Genomic DNA, 23347 nt, shown 5'->3' with positions numbered 1-23347 from the left:
ATCTCCGCCGGCCGCGCATGCGAGGGGTGAGGGGTCCATTCATGGCTGAGCCGGAACTGCTTCCCTATGGCCTCGGCCGCGAGCCGCTGGCGCCTTTTGCCGCCGATGCACGTCTGTCCCGGGGGCGGCGGGTGGCCGAAGCGCCGAGCCCGACGCGCACGGACTTCCAGCGTGACCGGGACCGCATCGTGCATTCGACCGCCTTCCGCCGGCTCAAGCACAAGACGCAGGTCTTCGTCTCGCACGAGGGGGATCATTTCCGCACGCGGCTGACGCATACGATTGAAGTCTCGCAGATCGCCCGGGCCCTGGCGCGGGCGCTGCGCCTGGACGAGGATCTGACCGAAGCGCTCGCGCTGGCGCATGATTTCGGCCACACGCCGTTCGGGCACGCCGGCGAGCGGGCGCTCGACCGCAAGATGAGCGGCTTCGGCGGCTTCGACCACAATGCCCAGACCTTGCGGATCGTCACCGCGCTGGAGCGCCATTATGCGGCCTTCGACGGCCTGAACCTGACCTTCGAGACGCTGGAGGGCCTCGTCAAGCACAATGGCCCGCTGACCGGGCCGCATGCCGGGGGCAAGGCCCTGCCGCCGCCGGTCGCGCAGTTCGACGCGCTCTACCCGCTCGATCTCGACCGCTTCGCCAGCCTGGAGGCGCAGGCGGCGGCGATCTCCGACGACATCGCCTACAACACGCATGATCTGGACGATGGGCTGCGTGCCGGGCTGATCGCGCTGGAGGATCTCGAGGAACTGACCCTGGCCGGCGGCATCCTGCGGGAAGTGCGCGCGGCCTATCCGCTGCTCGATCCGGCACGCATGGGCCATGAAATCATGCGCCGGCACATTACGCGCATGGTGGAAGACGTGCTGGCGCAGGCCACGCGGCGGATTGCGGAGGACGCCATCCTGTCGGCGCAGGACGTCCACGCCAATGGGCGGGAGATCATCGCCTTTTCGCCCGACATGCGCGCCGCCGTGGACGAAACGCGGCGCTTCCTGTTCGGCCGGGTCTACCGGCATGACAGCGTGATGCGTGTCATGCGCCGGGCGGAGGAGGTGGTCGAGCGCCTGTTCGACGGCTATGCCGCGTCCGGCGGGCCGGTGCCCGGCCGCCCGGCGCGGGCGCCGGACCATCAGGCGGACGAGGCGGGGCATATGCGCGACATTGCCGACTATCTGGCCGGTATGACGGACACCTTCGCGCTCGCCGAATATCGGCGGCTGTTTGACGAAAATGCGGATTTGCGGTAGGCGCGCCCTTCGCAACAGTCTGGATAGACCATGAACATCTTCACCGAATTCGAGGCCCGGATACGGACCGCCGTCGCATCCGTCATCGATGGCGCGGGGCAGGACGTCGATCTGTCGCGCATCACGGTGGAGCCCCCGCGCGATCCGAGCCACGGCGATCTGGCGACCAACGCGGCCATGGTGCTGGCCAAGCCCCTGGGCCGCAAGCCGCGCGAGCTGGCCGAGGAGATCGCCGAACGCCTGCGGCCGGAGGCCGATGTGGAATCCGCCGAGGTGGCGGGCCCCGGCTTCATCAACCTGCGGCTGCGGCCGGCCTATTGGCAGGCGCATCTGGGCGCTTTGCTCACGCTTGGCGACGATTACGCCCGCGGCGCCGCGACGGGCCATCGGCTGAACGTGGAATATGTATCGGCCAATCCCACAGGTCCGCTCCATGTCGGTCATTGCCGCGGCGCGGTTGTCGGCGACGCCATCGCCAACATCGCCGCCTTTGCCGGCGATGCGGTGGTGAAGGAATATTACATCAACGATGCCGGCGCCCAGATCGGCGTGCTCGCCCGGTCGGCCTATCTGCGCTACCGCGAAGCGCTGGGCGAGGATATCGGTGAGATCCCGGCGGGCCTCTATCCGGGCGATTATCTGAAGGCCGTCGGCGTCGCCCTGGCGATCCGCTACCAGAAGACCCTTCTGGATATGGACGAGGCCGAATGGCTGCCGATCGTCTCCGACTATGCGATCGATGCCATGATGATGTCGATCCGAGACGATCTGAAGTTGCTCGGCATCGAGCATGACGTCTTCTACTCGGAGCGCAAGCTGCATGCCGAAGGCGGCGGGCGCATCGCGCAGGCGATCGACGATCTGCGCGCGCGGGGCTTCGTCTATCAGGGCACGCTGCCGCCGCCCAAGGGCCAGCTTCCGGAGGATTGGGAAGACCGCGAGCAGACTCTGTTCCGCTCGACCGAGGTGGGGGACGATGTCGACCGGCCGCTCGTCAAGTCCGACGGAGCCTTCACCTATTTCGCGGCCGACGTCGCCTACTTCGCCGATAAGTTTGCGCGCGGCTTCAATGAGATGGTCTACGTGCTGGGCGCCGATCATGGCGGCTACGTCAAGCGCCTGGAAGCCGTCGCGCGGGCTGTGTCAGGCGGCCAGGCGCGGCTGGACGTCGTCCTGTGCCAGTTGGTCAAGCTCTACCGCAATGGCGAACCGGTCCGCATGTCCAAGCGGTCGGGCGATTTCGTCACGCTGGCCGATGTCGTCGCCGAGGTGGGGCGCGATCCGGTCCGGTTCATGATGCTGTTCCGCAAGAGCGATGCGCCGCTGGACTTCGATTTCCAGAAGGTGACGGAGCAGTCGCGCGACAATCCCGTCTTCTACGTGCAGTATGCATTCGCGCGGGCCGCCGCCATCCGCAGGCAGGCTGCCGCGGAAGGGATCACCGCGCCGGAGGCAGCGCAGATCGATCCGCAGGCCCTGTCTTTGCTGGCCGATGAGTCGGAACTGGCCTTGATCCGCAAGCTTGCGGAGTTCCCGCGCCTCATTCAGCAGGCGGCGGAATCGAAGGAGCCGCACAGGCTCGCTTTCTACTTGTACGACGTCGCGCAGGCGTTCCACAGCCAGTATAATCGCGGCAAGGATCAGCCGGATTTACGCTTTGTTAGACCGGATGAGCCGACACTCACATCGGCGCGGCTCGGTCTGGTGCAAGCTGTTGCCTTCGTCATCGGACGGGGTCTGGCGCTGGTCGGCGTATCCGCTCCCGAAGAAATGCGCTGACGAGGCATCATCATTTCACCAAGATCGCTGCTTAGCGCTTTGTGTTCATTCGGTAACGTCCCGCCAGCCTTCGTGCCGCGGGGCGTGGAAGGGCCCCAGTCGACGCTGCAGGCAGTTCGCGCGCCGGATCGTATCCGGCCGCACCCGGCAGCTTAGATGAAAGGTTCTTCCGCAACGCATTGCGGAGAGTCAGCGTGAGGGAACCGCCTATTTCGCGATTTACGAGCCGGGCGACGCCGCAAGCCTCCATGGCTGATGCGGACCGTTCATCCGCTGCGCCGACGTCGAGCCCCGAGCGGGGCGGTACGGCAGCCGGCCGGGCTTCGGCCACGCCGCGTGACGATGCGTTGTTCAATTTGAGTGAGCCCGCATCCCCGCGCGATGCGATGCCGGCGGAGACGTCGGACTTCGTGCCGGCATCTCACCATTCGGCTCATAACCATGCGCCGGCCAAGCCCGTTCTGGACGATTTCGACCGCCTCATCGCCAACGAGATGGCCGTGATGGGGCATGGCCAGCCGCGCAACGCACAGGCGCCCTACGACGCCGATGCGCCGGCCGAGCAGCCGTTCCACGACTACGACATCCATTTCGGCGATGCCGCCGGTCAGACGGGAGCCTATCGCGCGGAAGACGATGCGGCGGACGCCATGCCCGTGCCCGTTGCCGCAGCAGCGCGGCGCCGCACCCCGGCGACAGGCGGCCTGAAGCAGGGCGTGCGCTTCGTTTCGGGCGTCGCGGGCGTCGCCTTGCTCAGCATAGCGGCGGCAGTCGCCTATAACAGCCTGTTCGGTGGATCGATCGGCAGCGGGGAAGCGCTGGTCGTGGCCGCCGACACGCAGCCGTACAAGACGCGGCCGGAGGATCCGGGCGGGCGCGAGATCCCAAACCAGAACAAGGCCGTCTACCAGCGCGCCGCGGGATCGGGCACCGCTGCGCAACCCACGCAGGAAACCCTCATCTCGGCCATGGAAGAGCCGGTGGACATTACCGCCGAGGATGAGGAAACCGCTTTGCCAGGGGTTCTCCTTGGCACCGAAACGATCCCCCTGGGTGAGGAACAGTTCCAGGAGCGGTTCGGCGATGCCGATGGCACAGCCGGCGCGGTGGATGCCGCGTCGAGCGAAGCGCCCGCCACAGGCGGAATTCTGGAGCCGCGCCGCGTCCGCACCGTCGAGGTCGGTCCCGACGGGACGCCGGTGGGGGCACAGCCCGGATCAGCCCCCGCACCGGAGGCCGCTGCGCTGGCGCCGGAGGCTGACCCCATGGCGGCGCTGATCGCCTCTGCCACTGCGCAGAGCGATGGTTTGCCGGTCCCCCCGCCAGCCGGGTCAGCGTCGCTGCCCGTCTCCATGCCGGCCATGCCCGCCGAACCTGCGCAGCCTGCAGCGGCCGAGCTGCCGCCCGCCATCTCCGTCGTACCGACCCCGGCGCCCGCGCGTCCGACGGCCGCGCTGGCGCCTGCGCCCGCCGCGGCGCCGGCGCGTGAGACGCCCGCCGTCATGTCGGCCTTGGCGCCGACGCCGCAGTCCGCCGCGCCTTTGGGCCAGGCGGCGGCCGGCAGCTACTTTGTCCAGATCGCCGCGCAGCCGACGGAGGCGCTGGCGCATGACAATCTGCGCAACGCCTCCCAGCGTTACGCCAATATCCTGGACGGGCGCCCCTTGAGCATCCAGGCCGCCAATGTCGAAAATCGCGGCACCTTCTATCGCATCCGGGCGCGCGCCGCCTCGCAGTCCGACGCCGATCAGCTCTGCTCGCGCCTGAAGCGCGCCGGCGCCGACTGCTTCGTAACGCGCTGAGGGGCATAATGACGCGCAAGGCCTGGATCGCCGGCCTGTCCGGACTTAGCCTGACCGACGCCGAGCGCGATTTCTTCGCCGCCAGCAAGCCCTTCGGCTTTATCCTTTTTGGCCGCAATGTCGGCAGTGACACGCAGCTTGCGGCGCTCTGCGCCGAACTGGCGTCCTTCGCCGACGGCGGCACGACCATCCCCATCTTCATCGACCAGGAAGGCGGCCGGGTCCGCCGCCTGCGCCCGCCTTTGGCACCCCATCTTCCTGCGGGGGAGGTCCTGGGTGCGGCCTATGCGCGTGACCCTGCCGCAGGGCTTCGTGCGGCCCATCTGCACGGGCAGATTCTGGCTGCGAGCCTACGCCGTTACGGCATCAATGCGGATTGCATTCCCTGCCTGGACCTTGCTGTCGATGGGGCGCATTCGGTGATCGGGGACAGGGCCATGTCCGGCGATCCGGACGCCGTGGCGGCGCTGGGCAGGGCCATGGCCGAGGCTGCGATGGCGAATGGCGTGCTTGCCGTCATGAAGCATCTGCCCGGCCATGGCAGGGCGATGGTGGACAGCCATCTGGACCTACCGCGGCTGGGTCTGTCGCGCGAAGAACTCGGCGCACGCGACGCGCGGCCTTTCGCGCTGCTGGCCGATCTTCCGGCCGCCATGACGGCGCATATCTTGTTCGAGGCGATCGATCCGGACCGCCCGGCCACTCTGTCGCCGCGGGTGATCGACGAGGTCATCCGCAACGGCATCGGCTTCGACGGCCTTCTCATGACGGATGATATCTCCATGAAGGCCCTGAAGGCGCCGGTGGGTGATTCTGCCGGCCTGGCCATCGCGGCCGGCTGCGACATCGTCCTGCACTGCAATGGCGACCTGGCCGAGATGCGCGACGTCGCCGCAGCGGTGCCTGTCCTGTCCGGCCGGGCCGCCGAGCGTGCGGAGCGCGCCCGCGCCATTGCCGCGCCCGGCAGGGCCGTGCTCGATATCGATGAGCTTTTGTCGGAATATCAACAACTTGTTAGTCCGGGCGCGTAGCGTTCCCGGCCTCAGCTTGGCCATCATCCTCATCTAGGGACGAAATCGGACATGCCGGCTGCCTGCCGACTGCATTCTCCGTCTCCGCGCGTTGATCTTGGCCGGGAATTGGTGTTTGAAGTTGTCTGAGGCTGGCCCTAGCGGCTGCAATCGGAATTGCATTCAGGAGAACCGGAATGGGTAGTTTCAGCATCTGGCACTGGTTGATCGTCCTTGCGGTCGTCCTTCTGCTGTTTGGTCGCGGCAAGATCCCGGAATTGATGGGCGACGTTGCCAAGGGCATCAAGAGCTTCAAGAAGGGCATGGCCGACGACGACAGCGCCGAAGCTCAGGAGCGCCGCGCGCTCGAGCATCAGGACGCCGAGATCGTGCGCCGTGACACCACGCCCGAGAAAACGCATAGCTAATACGGCCGGCGGCCGGCGCGGGCCCGACCCGTGCCGGTGGCCCATATCAACTCCCGCGCGTTAGGCATTCCATGTTTGAGATCGGTTGGCTGGAACTGCTGGTTATTGCAGTGGTTCTGATCGTGGTCGTCGGTCCGAAGGACCTGCCCGGAATGCTGCGGACCTTCGGGCGCGTGAGCGGCCAGATGCGCCGCATGGCGGGTGACTTCCGACGCCAGTTCGACGATGCGATTCGCGAGGCCGAGCTGGACGAAGTCCGTAAGGCCGCCGGAGACTTGAAGAGCCTCGACCCGCGCAACGATATCCGCAAAGCCATGAACCCCATGAAGGCCGTCGGCGATGAGATTCGCTCGTCGCTGAAGGCTGCGACCGCCGCGCCGGAGGCCAAGGTTCCGTCCGGCACGCAGGCCGCCCAGCCGATGGAAGCCTTGCGCCCGGCCGACAGTCCCGCTGCCGATCATGCCGTGCCGGCGCCCGAACCAGCCGCGGCCCTGCCGCAGACGGCTTCGGCCGTGGCGGCCGCGTCATCCGCGGCTTCGGCCCAGGCCGGGGAGCACCATGCTGCAGCCGTGAGTGCTGTTGCGCCCGCGCAGGCCGATCCAGCGCCGGCGGCCGTTCCGGCGGCAGATGCGCCCGATGCCAAGCGCAGCGCGGGAGATGCGGCATGAAGCAGGGACATGACGAGATCGAGGCGTCATCCGCGCCGTTGATCGAACATCTGATCGAGCTGCGCCGCCGGCTGATCTGGTCGCTGCTCGGCTTCTTCCTGGCTTTTCTCTTCTGCTTCTTTTTCGCCAAGCAGATCTTCAATCTTCTGGTTGTGCCCTACCAGATCGCCACGGCCTGGGCTGGCCTCGACGCGTCGAAGGTGGAGCTGATCTATACGGCGCCGCAGGAGTTCTTCTTCACGCAGGTCAAGATCGCGGCCTTTGGCGGGTTCTTCCTGGCCTTTCCGCTGATCGCCATGCAGCTCTACAAATTCGTGGCGCCGGGTCTTTATCGTGACGAGCGGTCCGCCTTCATTCCCTTCCTGGTGGCAACGCCCATCCTGTTCCTGATCGGTGCGGCGCTCGTCTACTTCTTCTTCACGCCCATGGTCATGTGGTTCTTCCTGTCCATGCAGCAAGCGGGTGGCGGCGGGCAGGCCACGATCGCGCTTCTGCCGCGCGTGTCGGAATATCTGTCGCTGATCATGACGCTGATTTTCGCCTTCGGCCTGGTGTTCCAGCTGCCCGTCGTCGCATCGCTCCTGGTGCGCGCGGGGATCGTGTCGGCCGCCACGCTGGCGGCCAAGCGCAAATACGCCATCGTGCTCGCCTTCATCGTGGCCGCGGTGATCACGCCGCCCGATCCAATGTCGCAGATCGGCCTTGCGATCCCGACCATCATTCTCTACGAGATTTCCATCTTCACGGCCCGGTTGATCGAGAAGAAGCGAGCCGCGCGTCTTGCGGAAGCGGGTCTCAACGCTGATGCCCCATGAAAGCTTCGCCGATCTGCCGGATCGGGCTAAAGGCGGGGCGACATGCTGGATATCAAGTGGATACGCGACAATCCTGAACTCCTGGACGAGGCGCTGAGGCGCCGCGGCGCGGCGCCAGCATCGGCCGAAATCCTGAAGCTGGACGATACGCGCCGCGCGCATCTGGCGCGGCTGCAGGAGCTGCAGAGCCGCCGCAACGAAGCCTCCAGAGATATCGGCAAGGCCAAGGGCGCGGGGGACCATGCGCGTGCTCAGGCCCTGATGGATGAAGTGGCGCAGATCAAAGGCGCCGTCCAGGAGGGTGAGGAGACCGAGCGCCGCATCGATGCGAGCCTGACGGATCTTCTGTCGGGCATTCCCAATATTCCGCTGCCGGACGTGCCCGAGGGCCGGGACGAGGCGGACAATATCGAACTGCGGCGCGTGGGCCAGATGCCCAGCTTCGACTTTGCCCCGCGTGAGCATTACGAGCTGGGCGAGGCCCTCGGGCTGATGGATTTCGAAGCGGCGTCCCGCATCTCCGGCGCACGCTTCACGGTGCTCAAGGGTGCCCTGGCGCGGCTCGAACGCGCGATCGGGCAGTTCATGATCGATTCGGCAACCGATCGGTTCGGCTATACGGAAGTGTCGCCGCCGATCCTGGTGCGCGATGAGGCGCTCTACGGCACCGGCCAGCTGCCCAAATTCTCCGAGGATCTTTTCAACACGTCGGATGGGCGGTGGATGATCCCGACTGCCGAAGTACCGCTGACCAATCTGGTGCGCGAGTCCATCCTGGACGAGGCGGCGCTGCCGGTCCGGGTCACGGCCCTGACGCCGTGCTTCCGCTCGGAGGCGGGCTCTGCCGGCCGCGATACCAAGGGCATGCTGCGCCAGCATCAATTCTACAAGACCGAGCTCGTCTCCGTCACGACGCCTGAATCCTCCGCCGAAGAGCTCGAGCGCATGCTCGGCTGCGCCGAAAGCGTCCTGCAGGCGCTCGGCCTGCATTACCGGGTGGTGACGCTGTGCACGGGCGATATGGGCTTTTCGGCGCGCAAGACCTATGACATCGAGGTCTGGCTGCCGGGGCAGAACGCCTTCCGCGAGATTTCCTCCTGCTCGGTCTGCGGTGATTTCCAGGCGCGGCGCATGCAGGCGCGCTACCGCCCCGCCGGCGAAAAGCAGCCGCGCTACGTCCATACGCTGAACGGCTCGGGCACGGCGGTGGGACGGGCGCTGATCGCGGTTCTGGAAAACTACCAGCAGGAGGATGGGAGCATCATCATTCCTGAAGCATTGCGGCCCTATATGAACGGTATGGAAACCATCGCGAAGGCGGGCTGATACGACATGCGCATACTCCTGACGAATGACGACGGCATCCATGCCGAAGGTCTCGCCGTGCTCGAGCGTATTGCGCGCACCCTGTCCGACGATGTCTGGGTCGTTGCGCCCGAGACCGACCAGAGCGGGCTCTCCCATTCGCTGACCCTGTCCTCGCCCCTGCGGCTGCGGCGCATCGAGGAGCGCCGGTTTGCACTCACGGGCACGCCGACCGACTGCGTCATCATGGCGGCCAAGCACATCATGCCGGAGGCGCCCGACCTGGTCCTGTCCGGTGTCAATTCCGGGCAGAACCTGTGCGATGACGTCACCTATTCCGGCACGGTGGCGGGCGCGATCGAAGGCACGATGCTGGGCCTGCGGTCCGTGGCGCTGAGCCAGGCCTTCACGCCCGGCGGCGACCGCGAAACGATCTGGGAGACGGCCGAGCGGCATGCGCCGGAGATATTGACCAAGCTCCTGACGCTGCCGCACCGCGCCGGCACGCTTTACAACATCAATTTCCCGCCGGTGCAGCCCGATGCCGTCACCGGTATCGAAGTGACCCGCCAGGGCAAGCTGGACTACAATCTGGGGATCGAGGAGCGCCGCGACGGTCGTGGCTTCCCCTATTTCTGGCTGAAGTTCGGCCGCGAGGAAGGGGCGGAACTGGAGCGCTCCGATATCGGGGCCATCCGGCGCGGCAGCGTGTCGGTCACGCCCCTGCAACTCGACCTGACGGATCACGCGCTGCGGCGTGACATGGAGAGCCTCTTTGGCTGATCCGACGCGGGCCGGCTCCGACCGGGAGCAACTGGCGGCCTTTCTTCTGGCGATGCGCTCGCGCCTGGGCGCCGATGGCCGCATGCTGTCGGCGCTGGAAACCGTGCCGCGCCGTGCCTTTCTGCCGCCGGCCACGCGGGGCGATGTCTACGCCCCGCAATCCTTCCCCATACCCTGCGGCGAGACGATGCCGAGTGCCGAACTGATCGTGCGGTGCCTGATGGCGCTGAAGGTCCAGCCGGACAGCCGCATCCTGGAGATCGGGACCGGCAGCGGCTACGTCACGGCGCTCCTGGCGCGGCTGGGGGCCAGGGTCGTGACCCTGGAGCGCTTCCGCACGCTGAGCACCGAGGCCAGCGAACGGGTGAGGGGGCTCGGCATCGAGAACGTCACCTTCCACCACGAGGATGGTCGGCAGGGCTTTGCCGAAAGCGGGCCCTATGACCGGATCATCATCCATGCGGCATTGCCCGTCCTGCCCAAGGCCTTCCTGGACCAGATGGCGACGCACGGCGTGCTCCTGGCCGCCATCGGCCCCGAGCGCGGTGCACAGCGGCTGGTCCGCCATGAAAAGGCGGGCAGCCGCTTCGACGAGGCCGTTGTGGGAACGGTCTGGTGGCAGCATCTGGCCGCGGGGCGTGCGGCCGTCCTGTAAGGCATCCCCGTGCTGCGCCGATTTCCCCCGTCACCAATGTCACCCATCACCGATTTCTGAAAATATTCTGCGCAATCAATGCCCGGGTTTAACCGGCCGGTAAGATTAACGCGCTCTTATGGCGTCCAGTGTGATGGCGTTGGCACGGGGACGAGAATGGGAATCGGCGGTTTGAAATTTCCAAGAAGCAGGGCCTTGCGCGTCGCCGGCATTCTGGCGGTGACGACGGCGATTGCCGGCTGCAGCAATGATGTGACGCGCCTCCAGGACAGTTTCTACACCGGAGCGATACCGCAGGGCGGGCAGCAACAGCAGCAGACATTTGCGCAATCGGCGCCGCAGGCGGCCCAGCAGGGTTACGGCGGTGGCTACCCGACGGCGCAGGGCTACCCGTCCGCACCGGCACAGAACGATACCTATGCGGCTGCGCCGTCCGGTTCGGCAGGGGTGAGCCGCTCGCAACTGCCGCCGCCCGCCGCCACCGCGCAGGCCACGCAGCCGATGGCGCAGCCTGCGCCGCAGCAGCACACCGCGTCTGTCGCATCGAGCGGCAAGACCTACACGGTCACCTCCGGGGACTCCTTGTCCGGCATTGCGAACCGGCACGGCGTGCGCACGGCGGACCTGCGCGCAGCCAACGGCCTGGCCTCGGACGATATCCGCATCGGACAGACGTTGAAGCTTCCGGCCGGCGCCACCGCCGGCACGACGCAGGTCGCCTCGCTCGGCACGCCCCCGACCACGCTTCAGGCACAGGCCGCCCGCGTCACGCCGACGACGGCGCATGATGGCAGCACGTCATCGACCGCGGCGGTCACCGGCAGCCCGGCAACGGCCACGCAGCCGGCACAAGCCCCGGCCGCCGTGCAGGCAGCTCCGGCCGCGCAGGCAGCGCCCGCCGCAAGCACGACGGTGGAGGAAGAGACCGAAAGCCAGCAGGCCGCGCTCGCGCCTCAGTCCACCGGCATCTCGCAGTTCCGCTGGCCCGTCCAGGGCCGCGTGGTCAAGTCCTACGGCGACAAGGTCGGCACGCGCCGCAATGACGGGCTGAACATTTCAGTGCCGCGCGGCACCTCCGTCAAGGCGGCGGAGAACGGCGTCGTCATCTATGCCGGCGAGGGGCTGAAGGAGTTCGGCAAGACCGTTCTCGTCAAGCACGATAACGGGCTCGTCACTGTCTACGGCCATGCCGACGAGATCCTCGTCGAACGCGGCGCCACGGTGCGGCGCGGCCAGGATATCGCCAAGGCGGGCATGACGGGCGATGCCGATCAGCCCATGTTGCATTTCGAAGTCCGCAAGGACTCCACCCCGGTCAATCCGATGACCTACCTCCAGTAGAGTACCGCGTTCACTTGGAGTGTCAGGCCCCGGTTCGTCGTCCCGAACCGGGGCCATTTCGTTTGCGCCTCGCGTCAGTCCAGGCGCACGCCGCGTGCGGCCGCATAATCCTGGATGAACTGCCAGGCCACGCGCCCGGAGCGCGCGCCGCGGGTCGTGTACCATTCCATGGCCGCGCGGTGCAGCGCGTCACCGTCCTGCGGCAGGTCGAAGGCCGCGGCATAACCGTCCACCATGGCCAGATACTCGTCCTGCGAGCAGGCGTGGAAGCCGAGCCACAGGCCGAACCGGTCCGACAGGGAGACTTTCTCCTCGACCGCTTCGCCGGGCGCGATGGCGGTGGATTGTTCATTCTCCATCATGTTGCGGGGCAGGAGATGGCGGCGATTGGACGTGGCGTAGAAAAGCACATTGGCCGGACGTCCCTCCACGCCGCCGTCCAGCACAGCCTTCAGGGACTTGTAGCTGGTATCGTCGTGATCGAAGGACAGATCGTCGCAGAAGAGGAGGATCCGCTCGTCCGCAGCGCGCAGGAAGCCCATCAGCTGCGGAAGCTGGTCGATATCTTCCCGGTGAATCTCGATCAGGCGCAGCGGCCTGCCGGCGCGATCGGCGTTGACCTGCGCATGGACGGCCTTGACGAGCGAGGATTTGCCCATGCCGCGCGCGCCCCAAAGGAGCGCATTGTTGGCCGGCAGGCCATCGGCAAAGCGCTGGGTGTTCAAAAGCAGCGTGTCACGGGCACGGTCGATCCCCGCCAGGAGAGAGATGGGAACGCGGCTGACCCGCTCGACAGGGCGCAGGCGGAATGGCGGTTCGTAGACGTAACATTCTGTCAGCGTCAGGTCCGGAAGCGTCGGTGCAGGTGGTGCCAGGCGCTCCAGCGCATCGGCGATCCGCCGCAGGGTCAGATCGTGGTCCGACGAGTCGAAATTCGGCAATGTGGCGCTCCCTCAAGTCCAACATCACGGCGACGCGAAGGCCGCAGCAACGCAGTCTGTTGCATTCGGTCCGACCGTTCGTATATTGCGCCCAATTCGTAAAGGCCACTCGGCGAAGTTCCTCGCCCTCGTGATCATCAGGAGACAACATGTTCGTATCCCCGGCTTTTGCCCAAACCGCAGGTGCTGGTGCTGCGGGCGGCACGGAAAGCCTTCTCATCACGATCCTGCCCTTCGTGGCGGTCTTCGCGATCATGTACTTCCTGATCATCCGGCCGCAGCGCCGGCAGATGAAGAAGCGCGACGAAATGCTCCGCTCCATCCGCCGCGGCGATACGGTCGTCACGGGCGGCGGCATCATCGGCAAAGTGGTCAAGGTCCTCGACAACGGGGAAGTCGAGGTTCAGATCTCCGAGCAGGTCAAGATCCGCGTCCTGCAATCGACCATCGCGGACGTCCGCGTGAAGGGCGAGCCTGCAGCGGCCAACACGAAATAGCCGTTGTTGCGCACCACAAGTTGCTGATTCGCCTGGGGGTTTCGGAAGAAGCCCCCGGGTTCTTGCGTTAAGCCCATATCCTAGTCCGCACGCTTGGCCCTGGCCGCGACGGGCATCCTTACCGGGACGGCCATGCTTTATTTCTCGCGCTGGAAGACAATCCTGATCTGGCTCATCGTCGCGATCGGCGTCTTGTTCGCCCTTCCGAACCTGATGTCCCAGCGCCAGCTCGAGGCCCTGCCGGATTGGCTGCCGAATCGGCCCATGACGCTCGGCCTCGATCTGCAGGGCGGATCCTACATCCTGCTCGAGGTTGACAGGCCGTCTCTTGTCGGGGCGCGGCTGACGGCCATTCGTGACGATGTCCAGACGCAGCTTCGCAATGCCGGCGTGGGCTTTACCGATCTGCGCGAGGTGGATGGTGGCGTCGATTTCCGCCTGCGGGACGCAGCCCAGGCGGGTGCTGCGCGCGAAGCGCTCCGCCAGCTGACCGAGCCATTCTCCACCGGCATGATGGCCGGCGGCACCATCACCGAGGCGAACCTTGTGGAGCCGCAGCCGGGCAGCTTCCGCATCACGCTGACCGATCAGGGTATAAACTACCGCCTGTCCACGGCGGTGTCGCAATCGATCGAGGTCGTCCGCCGGCGCGTCGACGAACTCGGAACCACCGAGCCGGTGATCCAGCGGCAGGGCGTGGACCGGATCATGGTCCAGGTGCCGGGCCTGCAGGATCCGGCGCGCCTGAAGGCGCTTCTGAACCAGACGGCCCAGCTCACCTTCCGCCTGGTGGACACGCAGCATTCGGCCCAGGCCGTCGCGGCGGGCCAAGAGCCGGCACCGGCCGGATCGCAGCTTCTGTACACGACCGACAACCCGCCCATGCCCATCCTGGTCCAGCGGCAGGTCATGGTGTCGGGCGAGAACCTGACCGACGCGCAGGCAGGCTTCGACCAGCAGACCAACGCGGCGGTCGTCAACATCCGCTTCGATTCACGCGGGGCACAGCGCTTCGGTGCGGTGACGCAGCAGAATGTGAACCGGCCCTTCGCCATCGTACTCGACGATCAGGTCCTTTCGGCACCCAATATCCGCGAGCCGATCCTGGGCGGTCAGGCGCAGATCTCCGGCAACTTCACGGTGCAGACGGCCAACGACCTTGCCGTGCTGCTGCGCGCCGGTGCATTGCCGGCCAATCTCGACATCATGGAAGAGCGGACCGTCGGCCCCGGTCTCGGCGCCGACTCCGTTGCCGCCGGCCAGATGGCGGGCATCGTCGGCGGCGTCTTCGTCATCGTCTTCATGTTCGCGGCCTATGGCTTCCTGGGGCTGATCGCCAACATCGCGCTGATCGTCAACATCGTGCTCCTGGTGGCGCTGCTGTCGGTCCTCGGCGCAACGTTGACCCTGCCGGGCATCGCCGGCATCGTGCTCACCATGGGCATGGCGGTGGATTCCAACGTGCTCATCTACGAGCGCATTCTGGAAGAGCGAAAACAGGGTCGGTCGGTCGTCCAGTCCATCGATGCGGGCTTCCATAAGGCCTTCGGCACGATCATGGACGCCAACATCACATCGCTGATCGCCGCGGCCGTGCTCTTCTTCCTCGGGTCCGGCCCGGTGCGGGGCTTTGCCGTCACCCTGGCGCTCGGCATCCTGACGACCATCTTCACCGCGATCACCCTGACGCGCTGGATGGTGGCCTTCTGGCTCAAGCGCCGCCGGCCGAAGGAAGTCCATCGCGGCTTCTTCACCTTCGTCCCGAAGGCAACCAGCATTCCCTTCATGGCCGTGCGCCGCGTGGGCTTTGCCATTACGCTGCTCCTGTCCATCGCCTCCATCGGCGGCCTTGCCACGATGGGCCTGAACTACGGCATCGACTTTACCGGCGGCACGGTGATCGAGGCGAAGTCCCGTGGGCCGGAGGCCGATGTCGCCGCGATCCGCAGCGCCCTGTCGCCGATCATCGAGGGTGAGGTGCAGGTGCAGGAGTTCGGCTCGGCCCAGGATGTCCTCATCCGCTTCGGTGCGCAGGCCGCGGACAGCGAGACACCCCAATCCAGCATCAACGCCGTGCGCGGCGCGCTGCAGGCCGATTACGATTTCGAGCGGGTCGAGGTGGTCGGTCCGTCCGTGTCGAACGAACTCGCCATCGCCGCCGTGCTTGGCGTCCTCGGCGCGATGCTCGGCATCATGATCTATGTCTGGGTGCGCTTCGAATGGCAGTTCGCCATCGGCGCGATCGTGTCCACCGCGCACGATGTCATCATGACGATCGGGTTCTTCGTGCTCACACGGGCCGAATTCAACCTGACCAGTATCGCGGCGGTGCTGACCATCGTGGGCTACTCACTCAACGATACGATCGTCGTGTTCGACCGGATGAGAGAAAATCTGCGCAAGTACAAAAAGATGCCGCTGGATACTCTTATCGATCTTTCGCTGAACGAGACGTTGAACCGCACGATCATGACCGGCGCGACGATGATCCTGGCGCTGGTGGCCCTGTACTTCTTCGGCGGCGACGTGATCCGCAACTTCGTGGCCCCGATGATCGTGGGCGTGATCGTGGGCGTGTACTCGTCGGTCTTCATCGCCGGCCCGATGCTGATCTACTTCAAGCTGCGGCCCGAAAAGTCGACCATGGCTGCAGAAGAAGCGGCCACGGCGCGTACGGATAACGGTACGCCGAAGGAAGCCTGAGCGCATGTCCGATACGCCGTCCGACCGACGCGATGCGCATCTGCCGCGGCAGGTGCCCATCGATGCCTATGGCAACGGCGGTTTCCGCTTCGCCGGCATGTCGCATAAAGGGTCGGTCCTGTGCCTGCCATCCGGCCTGTACGGCTGGACGGCCACGACGCACGCGCCATTTTCCGGGGAGCGGCTCCTGAAGTCGCTCGAAGAAGGCGAGGGGATCCGCTTCATGCTGTTCGGCACCGGGACTGACATCGTGCGCCTGCCGCCGGCGTTGGCGGCGCGTTTCCGGGCCGCCGGAATCTCCTGCGATGCCATGACGACGGGCGCGGCCGTGCGCACGCTCAACATCATGCTGTCCGAAGGCCGGCCGGTGGGCGCAGCGCTCGTCGCCGTTGACTGACGCATGACCGACATGCTCGACAGCGCCTATGCCGCGTGCAGGGCCGTCGTCACGTCTGCCTCGGCCGACCGGAGCGTGGCGCTTGCCTTCGCACCGCCTGCCGCCCAGGCCGGACTGGCGGCGTTGAACGCCTTCGACCTCGAAACCGCGCAGATCCGTTCCCGTGTCAGCCAGCCGCTCCCCGGTGAAATCCGCCTGCAATGGTGGCGCGACGTGCTGGCCGCAGGTGCGGCAGGCGGCGAGGGTGCGCCGCTGGCGCAGGCGCTGATCGACACGGTAACGCGCCATGATCTGCCGGGCGAGGTGCTGCAGCGTTTTCTGGATGCGCGGATCTTCGATCTCTACAACGATCCCATGCCAAGCCGGACCGAGTTCGAGGCCTATGCCGGGGAAACGCGCTCGACCCTCATCATGCTGTCAGCCATGGTGCTAGTCGGACGGGACGCGCGTTCCCTGGCCGATGCGGCGGGTCACGCTGGCGTGGCGTGGCTCGCGACGGACCTTTTGCGGGACGAGCGGCGCCACCGCGCGCTCGGCCAGGTTTTCGTGCCCGGCGATATTCTGGCCGTGGCCGGAACCGACGCGGCGGCCTTCCTGCGCGGCGAGGGGCAGTTGGAGCCGGCGCGCCTTGCCCTCTGCGCCTATGCAAGACAGCATCTGGCAGCGGTACGCAGCCAGCTCGCTGCGGTTCCGCGCGCGGCGCGGCCAGCCTTTCTGCCGGTTTTCGCCTGCGCCCCGACGCTGGATGCAGTGGAAGGCGCCAGAGGCGCAATCGGCGCAGCCGAGCGGCCCATCGGGCCGTTTCGCCGCACATGGCTTTATTGGCGCGCAATGAGGAGCTGAGCGGATGACGACGTCTCCGGACACGCGACGCCACGGCCTCGGGCGCAGGCTGCGATCCTCGCTTTTGCAGGCGGTGCAGGGGGCGGGATCGGCGGTGCAGCGTTTCCCGGTCGCCGTCCTGTGCCTTGCCGCCATGGGCATCGGCGTCAATGCCCGCATTGCCGACATCGCCATCGTGCCGGAGGCGCTGCAGGGCCGCATCATGGAAACCTTGGGGGCAGCGGTGTTCTTCAACATCGCGCTCACGCTTCTCATCGAACAGCGGCCCCTCCCGTCGCGACGCATCCTTCTTGCCAGCGGCCTGACCATTCCCCTGGCGGTGCTGGCCTATGCCTGGCGCCCCTTTGACGATGCCGGCTATGTCTGGCAGTCGGCCGCCGCGCTCAGCATCTTCGCGCTGCCCTTTGCCGGGCGGGGGCGTGTCGGGCCCTGGAACCTGTTGCTGCGCAGCTTCGCTGCCGCAGCTCTGGCGGGCTTTGCGACACTGGCTTTCCTGTCCGGCGGCATTCTCCTGGCGGAACTCTTCCGCCTCCTCTTCGACATTGGCCCGACCTGGGAGGCCTACGCCCATGTCGTGGCGACAGCCGTCTGCGTGGTGGGACCGCTCGCGACGCTCGGGCTCCTGCCGCAAGCCGCCACCGAAAGGGCCAGTGCGCGAATCGTGCGGCCGATGCGCAGTTTCCTGTCGCTCGTCCTGGCGCCCATGCTCATCGCGGCGCTGATCGTCCTGCATCTCTATGCGCTGCGCGTCGCCATCGAGGGGCTCGGCAGCCAGGTCGACATGGCCTGGATCGTCCCTGTGCTCACGGTCAACCTATGGCTTGTCCGCATCCTTGCCGATCCCATGGAGGGGCCGCCGCATCTCGACCTGATCCGCCGCTTCTGGCCCTTCGCACTGATCGTCCCGGTCATCCTCTTCGTTCCGGCCCTTCGGCACGAAACAGCCCGTGGCTGGACGGAGGGGGATTATTACGCGGCGCTTCTGGTGGCGGCGGGGGTGAGCGTCGGGCTCGTGCAGATCCTCAAGCGCTGGCGTGGCGATCTTCGACTCTTCTTCGCTGTGCCGGCCGTCCTGCTTCTGGCATCCCTGATCGGACCGTGGGGGACGGCATCCATGCTCATGAGCCCGCCGGTGGGACGCGCCAGCGCGGACCTGCCACAGGATGTCGGGCCGGCAATCGCGGTGCGCACGCAGTTCGGGCCATTCGCGAGCGAGTCGGTCGATGTGGCGGGCTTCGACCGCGTTCTGCCCGTCATTTCGGTGATGGCTCAGCCGGTCCAGCCGACGGGCTCTGCCTTTACGGGCCGCTTCGATGGGCCTGTGCTGGTGCTGGCCGCTGCGGGGCGTGAGCGGCGGTTCGACCTTGCCGCCATGCTGGCCAGCCTGCGCAGCCGGCCCGATCAGCCGCCTGCGGGGGCCTTGACCAGCGATGACGGGGTGACGATCGGCTATGCGCTGCGCTTCCTGACCCTCGCCGGCAAGGAGCCAGAGACGGGTGAGTTCACGTTGTTCTTGCGTCAGGCCGATTGGCGCTGACGCTTGGTCTTCAGGCCTTCTGGCCGAGCCATCCCGCAAAATCGTGAAGCGCCCGGGCCGCCATGGCATTCTTCTTGGCCACGGTCTTTTCCTTGCCACGCAGGCGCTTGCCATCCGGCTTCGGCGTATCGATCGGCGGAAACAGCCCGAAATTCACGTTCATCGGTTGGAAGGAGCGCTTGCCCGGCTCCTCGTCCGTGGCCAGATGTCCGCCCGTGATATGCGCCAGCAGCGCACCCATGGCGGTGGTCGGTGGCGGGGAGATCGGTTCCACACCCTGGCGCTCGGCAATCGCGAAGCGCGCGGCCATCAGCCCAACGCTGGTTGATTCCACATAGCCTTCGCAACCCGTGATCTGGCCGGCAAAGCGTAGCTGGGGGCGGCCCTTGAGCCGGAGGAAGCGGTCAAGGACCAGCGGGGAATTCAGGTAGGTGTTGCGGTGAAGCCCGCCCAGCCGCGCAAACTCGGCCTTCTCCAGCCCGGGGATCATCCGGAAGATCCGGGCCTGCTCGGCATATTTCAGCTTCGTCTGGAAGCCGACCATGTTGTAGAGCGTGCCGAGCGCATTGTCCTGCCGCAACTGGACGACGGCATAGGCCTTGATGTCCGGCTGGTGCGCATTGGTGAGCCCCATGGGCTTCATGGGGCCGTGGCGCAGTGTTTCCGGGCCACGTTCGGCCATGACCTCGATGGGCAGGCACCCGTCGAAATAGGGCGTTCCCTCCCACTCGCGGAACTCGGTCTTTTCGCCGGCGATGACCGCCGCGATGAAGGCCTCGTATTGCTCCCGGTCCATCGGGCAATTGATGTAATCCTTGCCCGTGCCGCCGGGACCGACCTTGTCGTAGCGGCTCTGGAACCAGGCCGTGCCCATGTCGATGGACTCGAAGTGCACGATCGGCGCGATAGCATCGAAGAAGGCAAGGGAATCGGCGCCCGTATCCTGCGCGATGGCCGCCGCCAGGGCCGGCGCCGTCAAAGGACCGGTGGCCACGATCGTGCTGCCCCAGTCGGCGGGGGGAAGGCCGGTGACCTCCTCGCGCCGGATCTCGACCAGCGGATGGGCTTCGAGCGCCTGCGTGACCGCCTGCGCAAAGCCGTCGCGGTCGACCGCCAGGGCGCTGCCGGCCGGAACCTGGTGCGCATCGGCCGCGCGCATGATCAGGCTGCCCGCCAGGCGCAGCTCGGCATGCAGCACGCCGACGGCGTTGCCTTGCGCATCGTCCGAGCGGAAGGAGTTGGAGCAGACCAGCTCGGCCAGGCTGTCGGTCTTGTGCGCATCGGTGCCGCGCACACCGCGCATCTCATGCAGGATGACCGGAATGCCGGCCTCGGCGATCTGCCAGGCTGCCTCGGAACCGGCCAGGCCGCCACCGACGATATGAAAGGGAATTTTCGACATGCGCGCCATCTAGACCATCGCGCGGAAAAAGGGAAACCCGTGCATGCCCATGCCGGCCCCTTTAAACGACAACACCCGCCGGGGGAGGACCGGCGGGTGTCGTTTGGAAACCTGCGGTTGGGAGGAGGAGTCCGCAGGTTCTATTCGCGACGGCCCTTTGGGAGGAGGATGGACCGCGGCGAAATTCTTAAATTCTAATTAACGCGTCGCCTGACGAGCGATCGCCGGAATATCGGCGCGAGAAATTCCAAGGTCAGAAAGTTCGCGCTGCGACAGACGGTTCAGCTCGGAGCAGGTCTCGCGGTAACGGCGCCAGTTGGCGTAAGAGCGTGAGATGTTCATCTGATCCAACAGCCTTTGACTGTACTAGGGTTTAAATCGATTAAAGCTTCAGGTCGTTTTCTTCCCGCCGCTTCGATGATTGGAATGTAGCCAGTGGCCGTGCCCGGCACCAGAGCGCAATCTGCATAGCTGCCTTGCGAGGTGTGCAACGCAACATGGATCGCGCGGGCACCGCGCCAGAGTTTCGATTTGACCCATTCTTCAGCGATGATATAGAGACGCGCGCCGCGCGACGGGTCCGGCGCGATGCGGGTGTGGCGGAATTGGTAGACGCACTAGATTTAGGTTCTAGCGCCTGATGGTGTGGGGGTTCGAGTCCCTCCACCCGCACCAGCGCCTTGAGTTTCCGTCATATAATGTGACAAGAGTGCCGCGACGGCCGTCGTCGGCCAACCTGAGAGATCGAAGGGTTTAGAATGCAGGTAACGGAAACCAAGGCCGAGGGCCTTAAGCGCGAGATCGAGGTCGTCGTGCCGGCTTCGGACCTTGAGGCACGGCTTCAGACCCGCCTCTTTGAAACGAAGGACCAGGTCAAGCTGAAGGGCTTCCGCCCCGGTAAGGTGCCGGTCGCTCACCTGCGCAAGACCTACGGCCGTTCGCTGATGGCGGAGATCATCAACCAGATCCTGAACGAGACGCCGCGCAAGGTCATCGCCGAGCGCAACGAGCGTTCCGCCATGCAGCCGGAAGTGGCCATGAGCGAGGACGAGGGCGAGGCCGAGAAGGTCCTGGCCGGCGGCAGCGACTTCAAGTTCACGCTGCGCTACGAGACCCTCCCGACCTTCGAGATCAAGGACACGTCCGGGATCGCCATCGAGCGTCCCGTCGTGGACGTTTCGGAGGATGAGGTCGAGGAGCAGGTCAAGCGCATCGCCGAGAACGCCCGCACCTTCGAAGACAAGGACGGCGCCGCAGAGAGCGGTGACCGCGTCACCATGGATTTCGTCGGCAAGGTCGATGGCGAAGCCTTCCAGGGCGGCACGGCCGAGGATTCCAGCCTCGTGCTCGGATCGGGCCAGTTCATCCCCGGCTTCGAGGACCAGCTGATCGGCGCCAAGGCCGGTGACACGCTGGAAGTGAAGGTGACCTTCCCCGAGGAATACGGGGCCAGCCACCTGGCCGGCAAGGACGCCGTCTTCGACGTGACGGTGAAGGCCGTCGCCGCTCCCGGCGCGCTGGAGCTGGACGACGAGATGGCCAAGAAGCTCGGCCTCGAATCCATCGACAAGCTGCGTGAGATCGTGCGTGGCCAGATCGAGAGCCAGTTCGGCACGATGACGCGCCAGAAGGTCAAGCGCCAGCTCCTGGACGCGCTCGACGGCGAGTATGATTTCCCGCTGCCGGAAAAGCTCGTCGAGGCGGAGTTCGACAACATCTGGACCCAGGTCAGCCGTGAGCTCGAGCAGAGCGGCAAGACCTTCGAGGACGAAGACACGACGGAAGAGAAGGCCCGTGCGGACTACCGCAAGCTGGCCGAGCGCCGCGTCCGCCTCGGTCTGGTCCTGTCCGAGATCGGCGAGAAGGCCGGCGTGACCATTTCCGACGAGGAACTGCAGCGCGCCCTGTTCGAGCAGGTCCGCCAGTATCCCGGCCAGGAACAGCAGGTCTACGACTACTTCCGCAAGACGCCGGAGGCGATCCAGAGCCTGCGCGCGCCGATCTACGAGGAAAAGGTCGTCGATCATCTGCTCGCCACCGTCGCTGTGACCGACAAGACGGTGACGCGTGAAGAGCTGATGAAGGAAGACGAGGACGAAAGCGCCGCCGCCTGACGCGACGACGCCCATCCTTTGCAATCGGCCCCCGGGATGCATCGGCGCCCCGGGGGCCGATTCGTTTTCTCGCACCTCCCGCACACCCGCGCGCAAGCGGCGGGACAGGGCAGGGCGGCCCCCGTCTTGCACTCGGTGCAAGATCAGCCCTATCTACGGGTAAGATGCTTCCCGTTGTGATTCTGGCTTTCCGGTCACGATCGCCGGGAAGGACAACGAGGACGGAAGCCTTTTTTCTATGAAGCACCCTTTGGAAACCGCCCTGAACCTGGTCCCGATGGTGGTCGAGCAGACCAATCGTGGTGAACGGGCCTACGACATTTTCTCCCGGCTCCTGAAGGAGCGGATCATTTTCGTGACGGGTCCGATCGAGGATTCCATGGCGACGCTGGTCTGCGCCCAGCTCCTCTTCCTGGAAGCGGAGAATCCGAAGAAGGAAATCTCGCTCTACATCAACTCGCCGGGCGGCGTGGTGACGAGCGGCATGGCCATCTACGACACGATGCAGTTCATCAAGCCCGCCGTCGCCACGCTGTGCATCGGCCAGGCGGCATCGATGGGCTCGCTGCTCCTGTGCGCCGGCCACAAGGACATGCGCTTCGCCACGCCCAATGCCCGCATCATGGTGCACCAGCCGTCGGGCGGCTTCTCTGGGCAGGCATCGGACATCGAGCGGCACGCGCAGGATATCATCAAGCTCAAGCGGCGCCTGAACGAAGTCTACGTCCAGCATACGGGCCAGGATTACGAGACCATTGAACGCACGCTTGACCGTGACCACTTCATGACGGCGGAGGAAGCGCTTTCCTTCGGCCTCATCGACAAGGTCTACTCCTCGCGCGATGCGCTGGAGGGTGCGATCGCCAAGAGCGACAAGGCCTAAAAAGACGGCCCAGCTGCGGCAAGGATGGGTCAAGCTCCGGCGGTTTATGCTGCGGGAGCAAAACTGTCACATTCGCCGATTGGAATGCGGCATTGGCCGCAAGGTCATATTGTGGGTGGTGTTGGAAACGCATAGTTTCAGGCCGCACCCACCCTATGGAGTCACCCTTCGGGGCGGCTCCTGAGCGG

General features: G+C 66.0%; 21 protein-coding genes and 1 tRNA gene. 19 read left to right on the top strand and 3 right to left on the bottom strand.

What is annotated here, in order from left to right; translation table 11 throughout:
- The first annotated feature begins 41 nt into the window (after positions 1–41).
- From AUL30_RS18095 to AUL30_RS18045, 11 genes are all read left to right on the top strand, one after another.
- The gene (locus tag AUL30_RS18095; protein WP_062229296.1) at positions 42–1256 is read left to right on the top strand and encodes a deoxyguanosinetriphosphate triphosphohydrolase; all 1215 of its coding nucleotides are present in this window, start codon (positions 42–44) and stop codon (positions 1254–1256) included.
- Positions 1257–1286: 30 nt separating this feature from the next.
- Positions 1287–3035, top strand: a complete 1749-nt coding sequence (gene argS, locus AUL30_RS18090; protein ID WP_062229295.1) for an arginine--tRNA ligase — start codon at positions 1287–1289, stop codon at positions 3033–3035.
- A 248-nt stretch (positions 3036–3283) separates the two neighbouring features.
- Positions 3284–4837: an SPOR domain-containing protein gene (locus AUL30_RS18085; RefSeq protein ID WP_083508058.1), complete on the top strand. Its 1554-nt coding sequence runs from the start codon at positions 3284–3286 to the stop codon at positions 4835–4837.
- An 8-nt stretch (positions 4838–4845) separates the two neighbouring features.
- Positions 4846–5868 carry a beta-N-acetylhexosaminidase gene (gene nagZ / locus AUL30_RS18080; protein WP_062229293.1) on the top strand — a complete coding sequence of 341 codons (1023 nt, stop codon included), beginning with the start codon at positions 4846–4848 and terminating at the stop codon, positions 5866–5868.
- Positions 5869–6044: 176 nt separating this feature from the next.
- A complete protein-coding gene (locus AUL30_RS18075; protein ID WP_062229292.1) occupies positions 6045–6275 on the top strand; it encodes a twin-arginine translocase TatA/TatE family subunit in 231 nt (76 codons plus the stop codon).
- Between the two features lie 71 nt (positions 6276–6346).
- Positions 6347–6943 carry a Sec-independent protein translocase protein TatB gene (gene tatB / locus AUL30_RS19575; protein WP_083508057.1) on the top strand — a complete coding sequence of 199 codons (597 nt, stop codon included), beginning with the start codon at positions 6347–6349 and terminating at the stop codon, positions 6941–6943.
- Positions 6940–7758 (top strand): twin-arginine translocase subunit TatC, encoded by an 819-nt coding sequence (gene tatC / locus AUL30_RS18065; protein WP_062229291.1) that lies wholly within the window; start codon positions 6940–6942, stop codon positions 7756–7758. The genes tatB and tatC overlap by 4 nt, the downstream gene beginning before the upstream one ends.
- Positions 7759–7800: 42 nt before the next feature.
- Entirely contained in the window at positions 7801–9084 is a 1284-nt protein-coding gene (gene serS, locus AUL30_RS18060; protein WP_062229290.1) for a serine--tRNA ligase, read from the top strand.
- Between the two features lie 6 nt (positions 9085–9090).
- On the top strand, positions 9091–9846 hold the full coding sequence (surE, locus tag AUL30_RS18055) for a 5'/3'-nucleotidase SurE (protein ID WP_062229289.1): 756 nt from the start codon (positions 9091–9093) through the stop codon (positions 9844–9846).
- The gene (locus tag AUL30_RS18050; protein WP_062229288.1) at positions 9839–10501 is read left to right on the top strand and encodes a protein-L-isoaspartate(D-aspartate) O-methyltransferase; all 663 of its coding nucleotides are present in this window, start codon (positions 9839–9841) and stop codon (positions 10499–10501) included. The genes surE and AUL30_RS18050 overlap by 8 nt, the downstream gene beginning before the upstream one ends.
- A gap of 195 nt (positions 10502–10696) precedes the next feature.
- A complete protein-coding gene (locus AUL30_RS18045) occupies positions 10697–11842 on the top strand; it encodes a peptidoglycan DD-metalloendopeptidase family protein (RefSeq protein WP_062229287.1) in 1146 nt (381 codons plus the stop codon).
- A gap of 74 nt (positions 11843–11916) precedes the next feature.
- On the opposite strand, the gene AUL30_RS18040 is transcribed toward AUL30_RS18045, so the two are convergent.
- Positions 11917–12783, bottom strand: a complete 867-nt coding sequence (locus AUL30_RS18040) for an ATP-binding protein (protein ID WP_062229286.1) — start codon at positions 12781–12783, stop codon at positions 11917–11919.
- Between the two features lie 149 nt (positions 12784–12932).
- On the opposite strand from AUL30_RS18040, the gene yajC reads away from it, so the two are divergent.
- The 5 genes from yajC (at position 12933) to AUL30_RS18015 (ending at position 18760) form a co-directional block, all read left to right on the top strand.
- A complete protein-coding gene (gene yajC / locus AUL30_RS18035; protein ID WP_062229285.1) occupies positions 12933–13280 on the top strand; it encodes a preprotein translocase subunit YajC in 348 nt (115 codons plus the stop codon).
- A 132-nt stretch (positions 13281–13412) separates the two neighbouring features.
- Complete coding sequence (gene secDF / locus AUL30_RS18030; protein ID WP_062229335.1) at positions 13413–15983, top strand: protein translocase subunit SecDF; 2571 nt, start codon at positions 13413–13415, stop codon at positions 15981–15983.
- Between the two features lie 4 nt (positions 15984–15987).
- Positions 15988–16380, top strand: coding sequence for an Mth938-like domain-containing protein (locus AUL30_RS18025; RefSeq protein ID WP_062229284.1), 393 nt, complete (start codon positions 15988–15990; stop codon positions 16378–16380).
- Between the two features lie 3 nt (positions 16381–16383).
- Positions 16384–17223, top strand: coding sequence for a phytoene/squalene synthase family protein (locus tag AUL30_RS18020; protein WP_062229283.1), 840 nt, complete (start codon positions 16384–16386; stop codon positions 17221–17223).
- Between the two features lie 4 nt (positions 17224–17227).
- Positions 17228–18760 (top strand): DUF4153 domain-containing protein, encoded by a 1533-nt coding sequence (locus tag AUL30_RS18015; protein ID WP_062229282.1) that lies wholly within the window; start codon positions 17228–17230, stop codon positions 18758–18760.
- Positions 18761–18770: 10 nt separating this feature from the next.
- Here the strand turns inward: AUL30_RS18015 and trmFO are convergent, their stop codons facing one another.
- A complete protein-coding gene (trmFO, locus tag AUL30_RS18010; protein ID WP_062229281.1) occupies positions 18771–20171 on the bottom strand; it encodes a methylenetetrahydrofolate--tRNA-(uracil(54)-C(5))-methyltransferase (FADH(2)-oxidizing) TrmFO in 1401 nt (466 codons plus the stop codon).
- A 189-nt stretch (positions 20172–20360) separates the two neighbouring features.
- Positions 20361–20504, bottom strand: a complete 144-nt coding sequence (locus AUL30_RS19570) for a DUF1127 domain-containing protein (RefSeq protein ID WP_083508055.1) — start codon at positions 20502–20504, stop codon at positions 20361–20363.
- 248 nt (positions 20505–20752) lie between these two features.
- Here AUL30_RS19570 and AUL30_RS18005 point away from each other — a divergent pair.
- The 3 genes from AUL30_RS18005 to AUL30_RS17995 all read left to right on the top strand — a co-directional run bounded on the left by AUL30_RS18005 (position 20753) and on the right by AUL30_RS17995 (position 23159).
- Positions 20753–20837, top strand: a tRNA-Leu gene (locus tag AUL30_RS18005).
- A gap of 83 nt (positions 20838–20920) precedes the next feature.
- Complete coding sequence (gene tig, locus AUL30_RS18000; RefSeq protein WP_062229280.1) at positions 20921–22276, top strand: trigger factor; 1356 nt, start codon at positions 20921–20923, stop codon at positions 22274–22276.
- A gap of 238 nt (positions 22277–22514) precedes the next feature.
- Positions 22515–23159 (top strand): ATP-dependent Clp protease proteolytic subunit, encoded by a 645-nt coding sequence (locus AUL30_RS17995; RefSeq protein WP_062229279.1) that lies wholly within the window; start codon positions 22515–22517, stop codon positions 23157–23159.
- The last annotated feature ends 188 nt before the right edge of the window (positions 23160–23347 follow it).

The organism is Aureimonas frigidaquae (assembly GCF_001463905.1).
Classification (GTDB): domain Bacteria; phylum Pseudomonadota; class Alphaproteobacteria; order Rhizobiales; family Rhizobiaceae; genus Aureimonas; species Aureimonas frigidaquae.
This window is presented reverse-complemented; position numbering and strand designations above follow the sequence as displayed.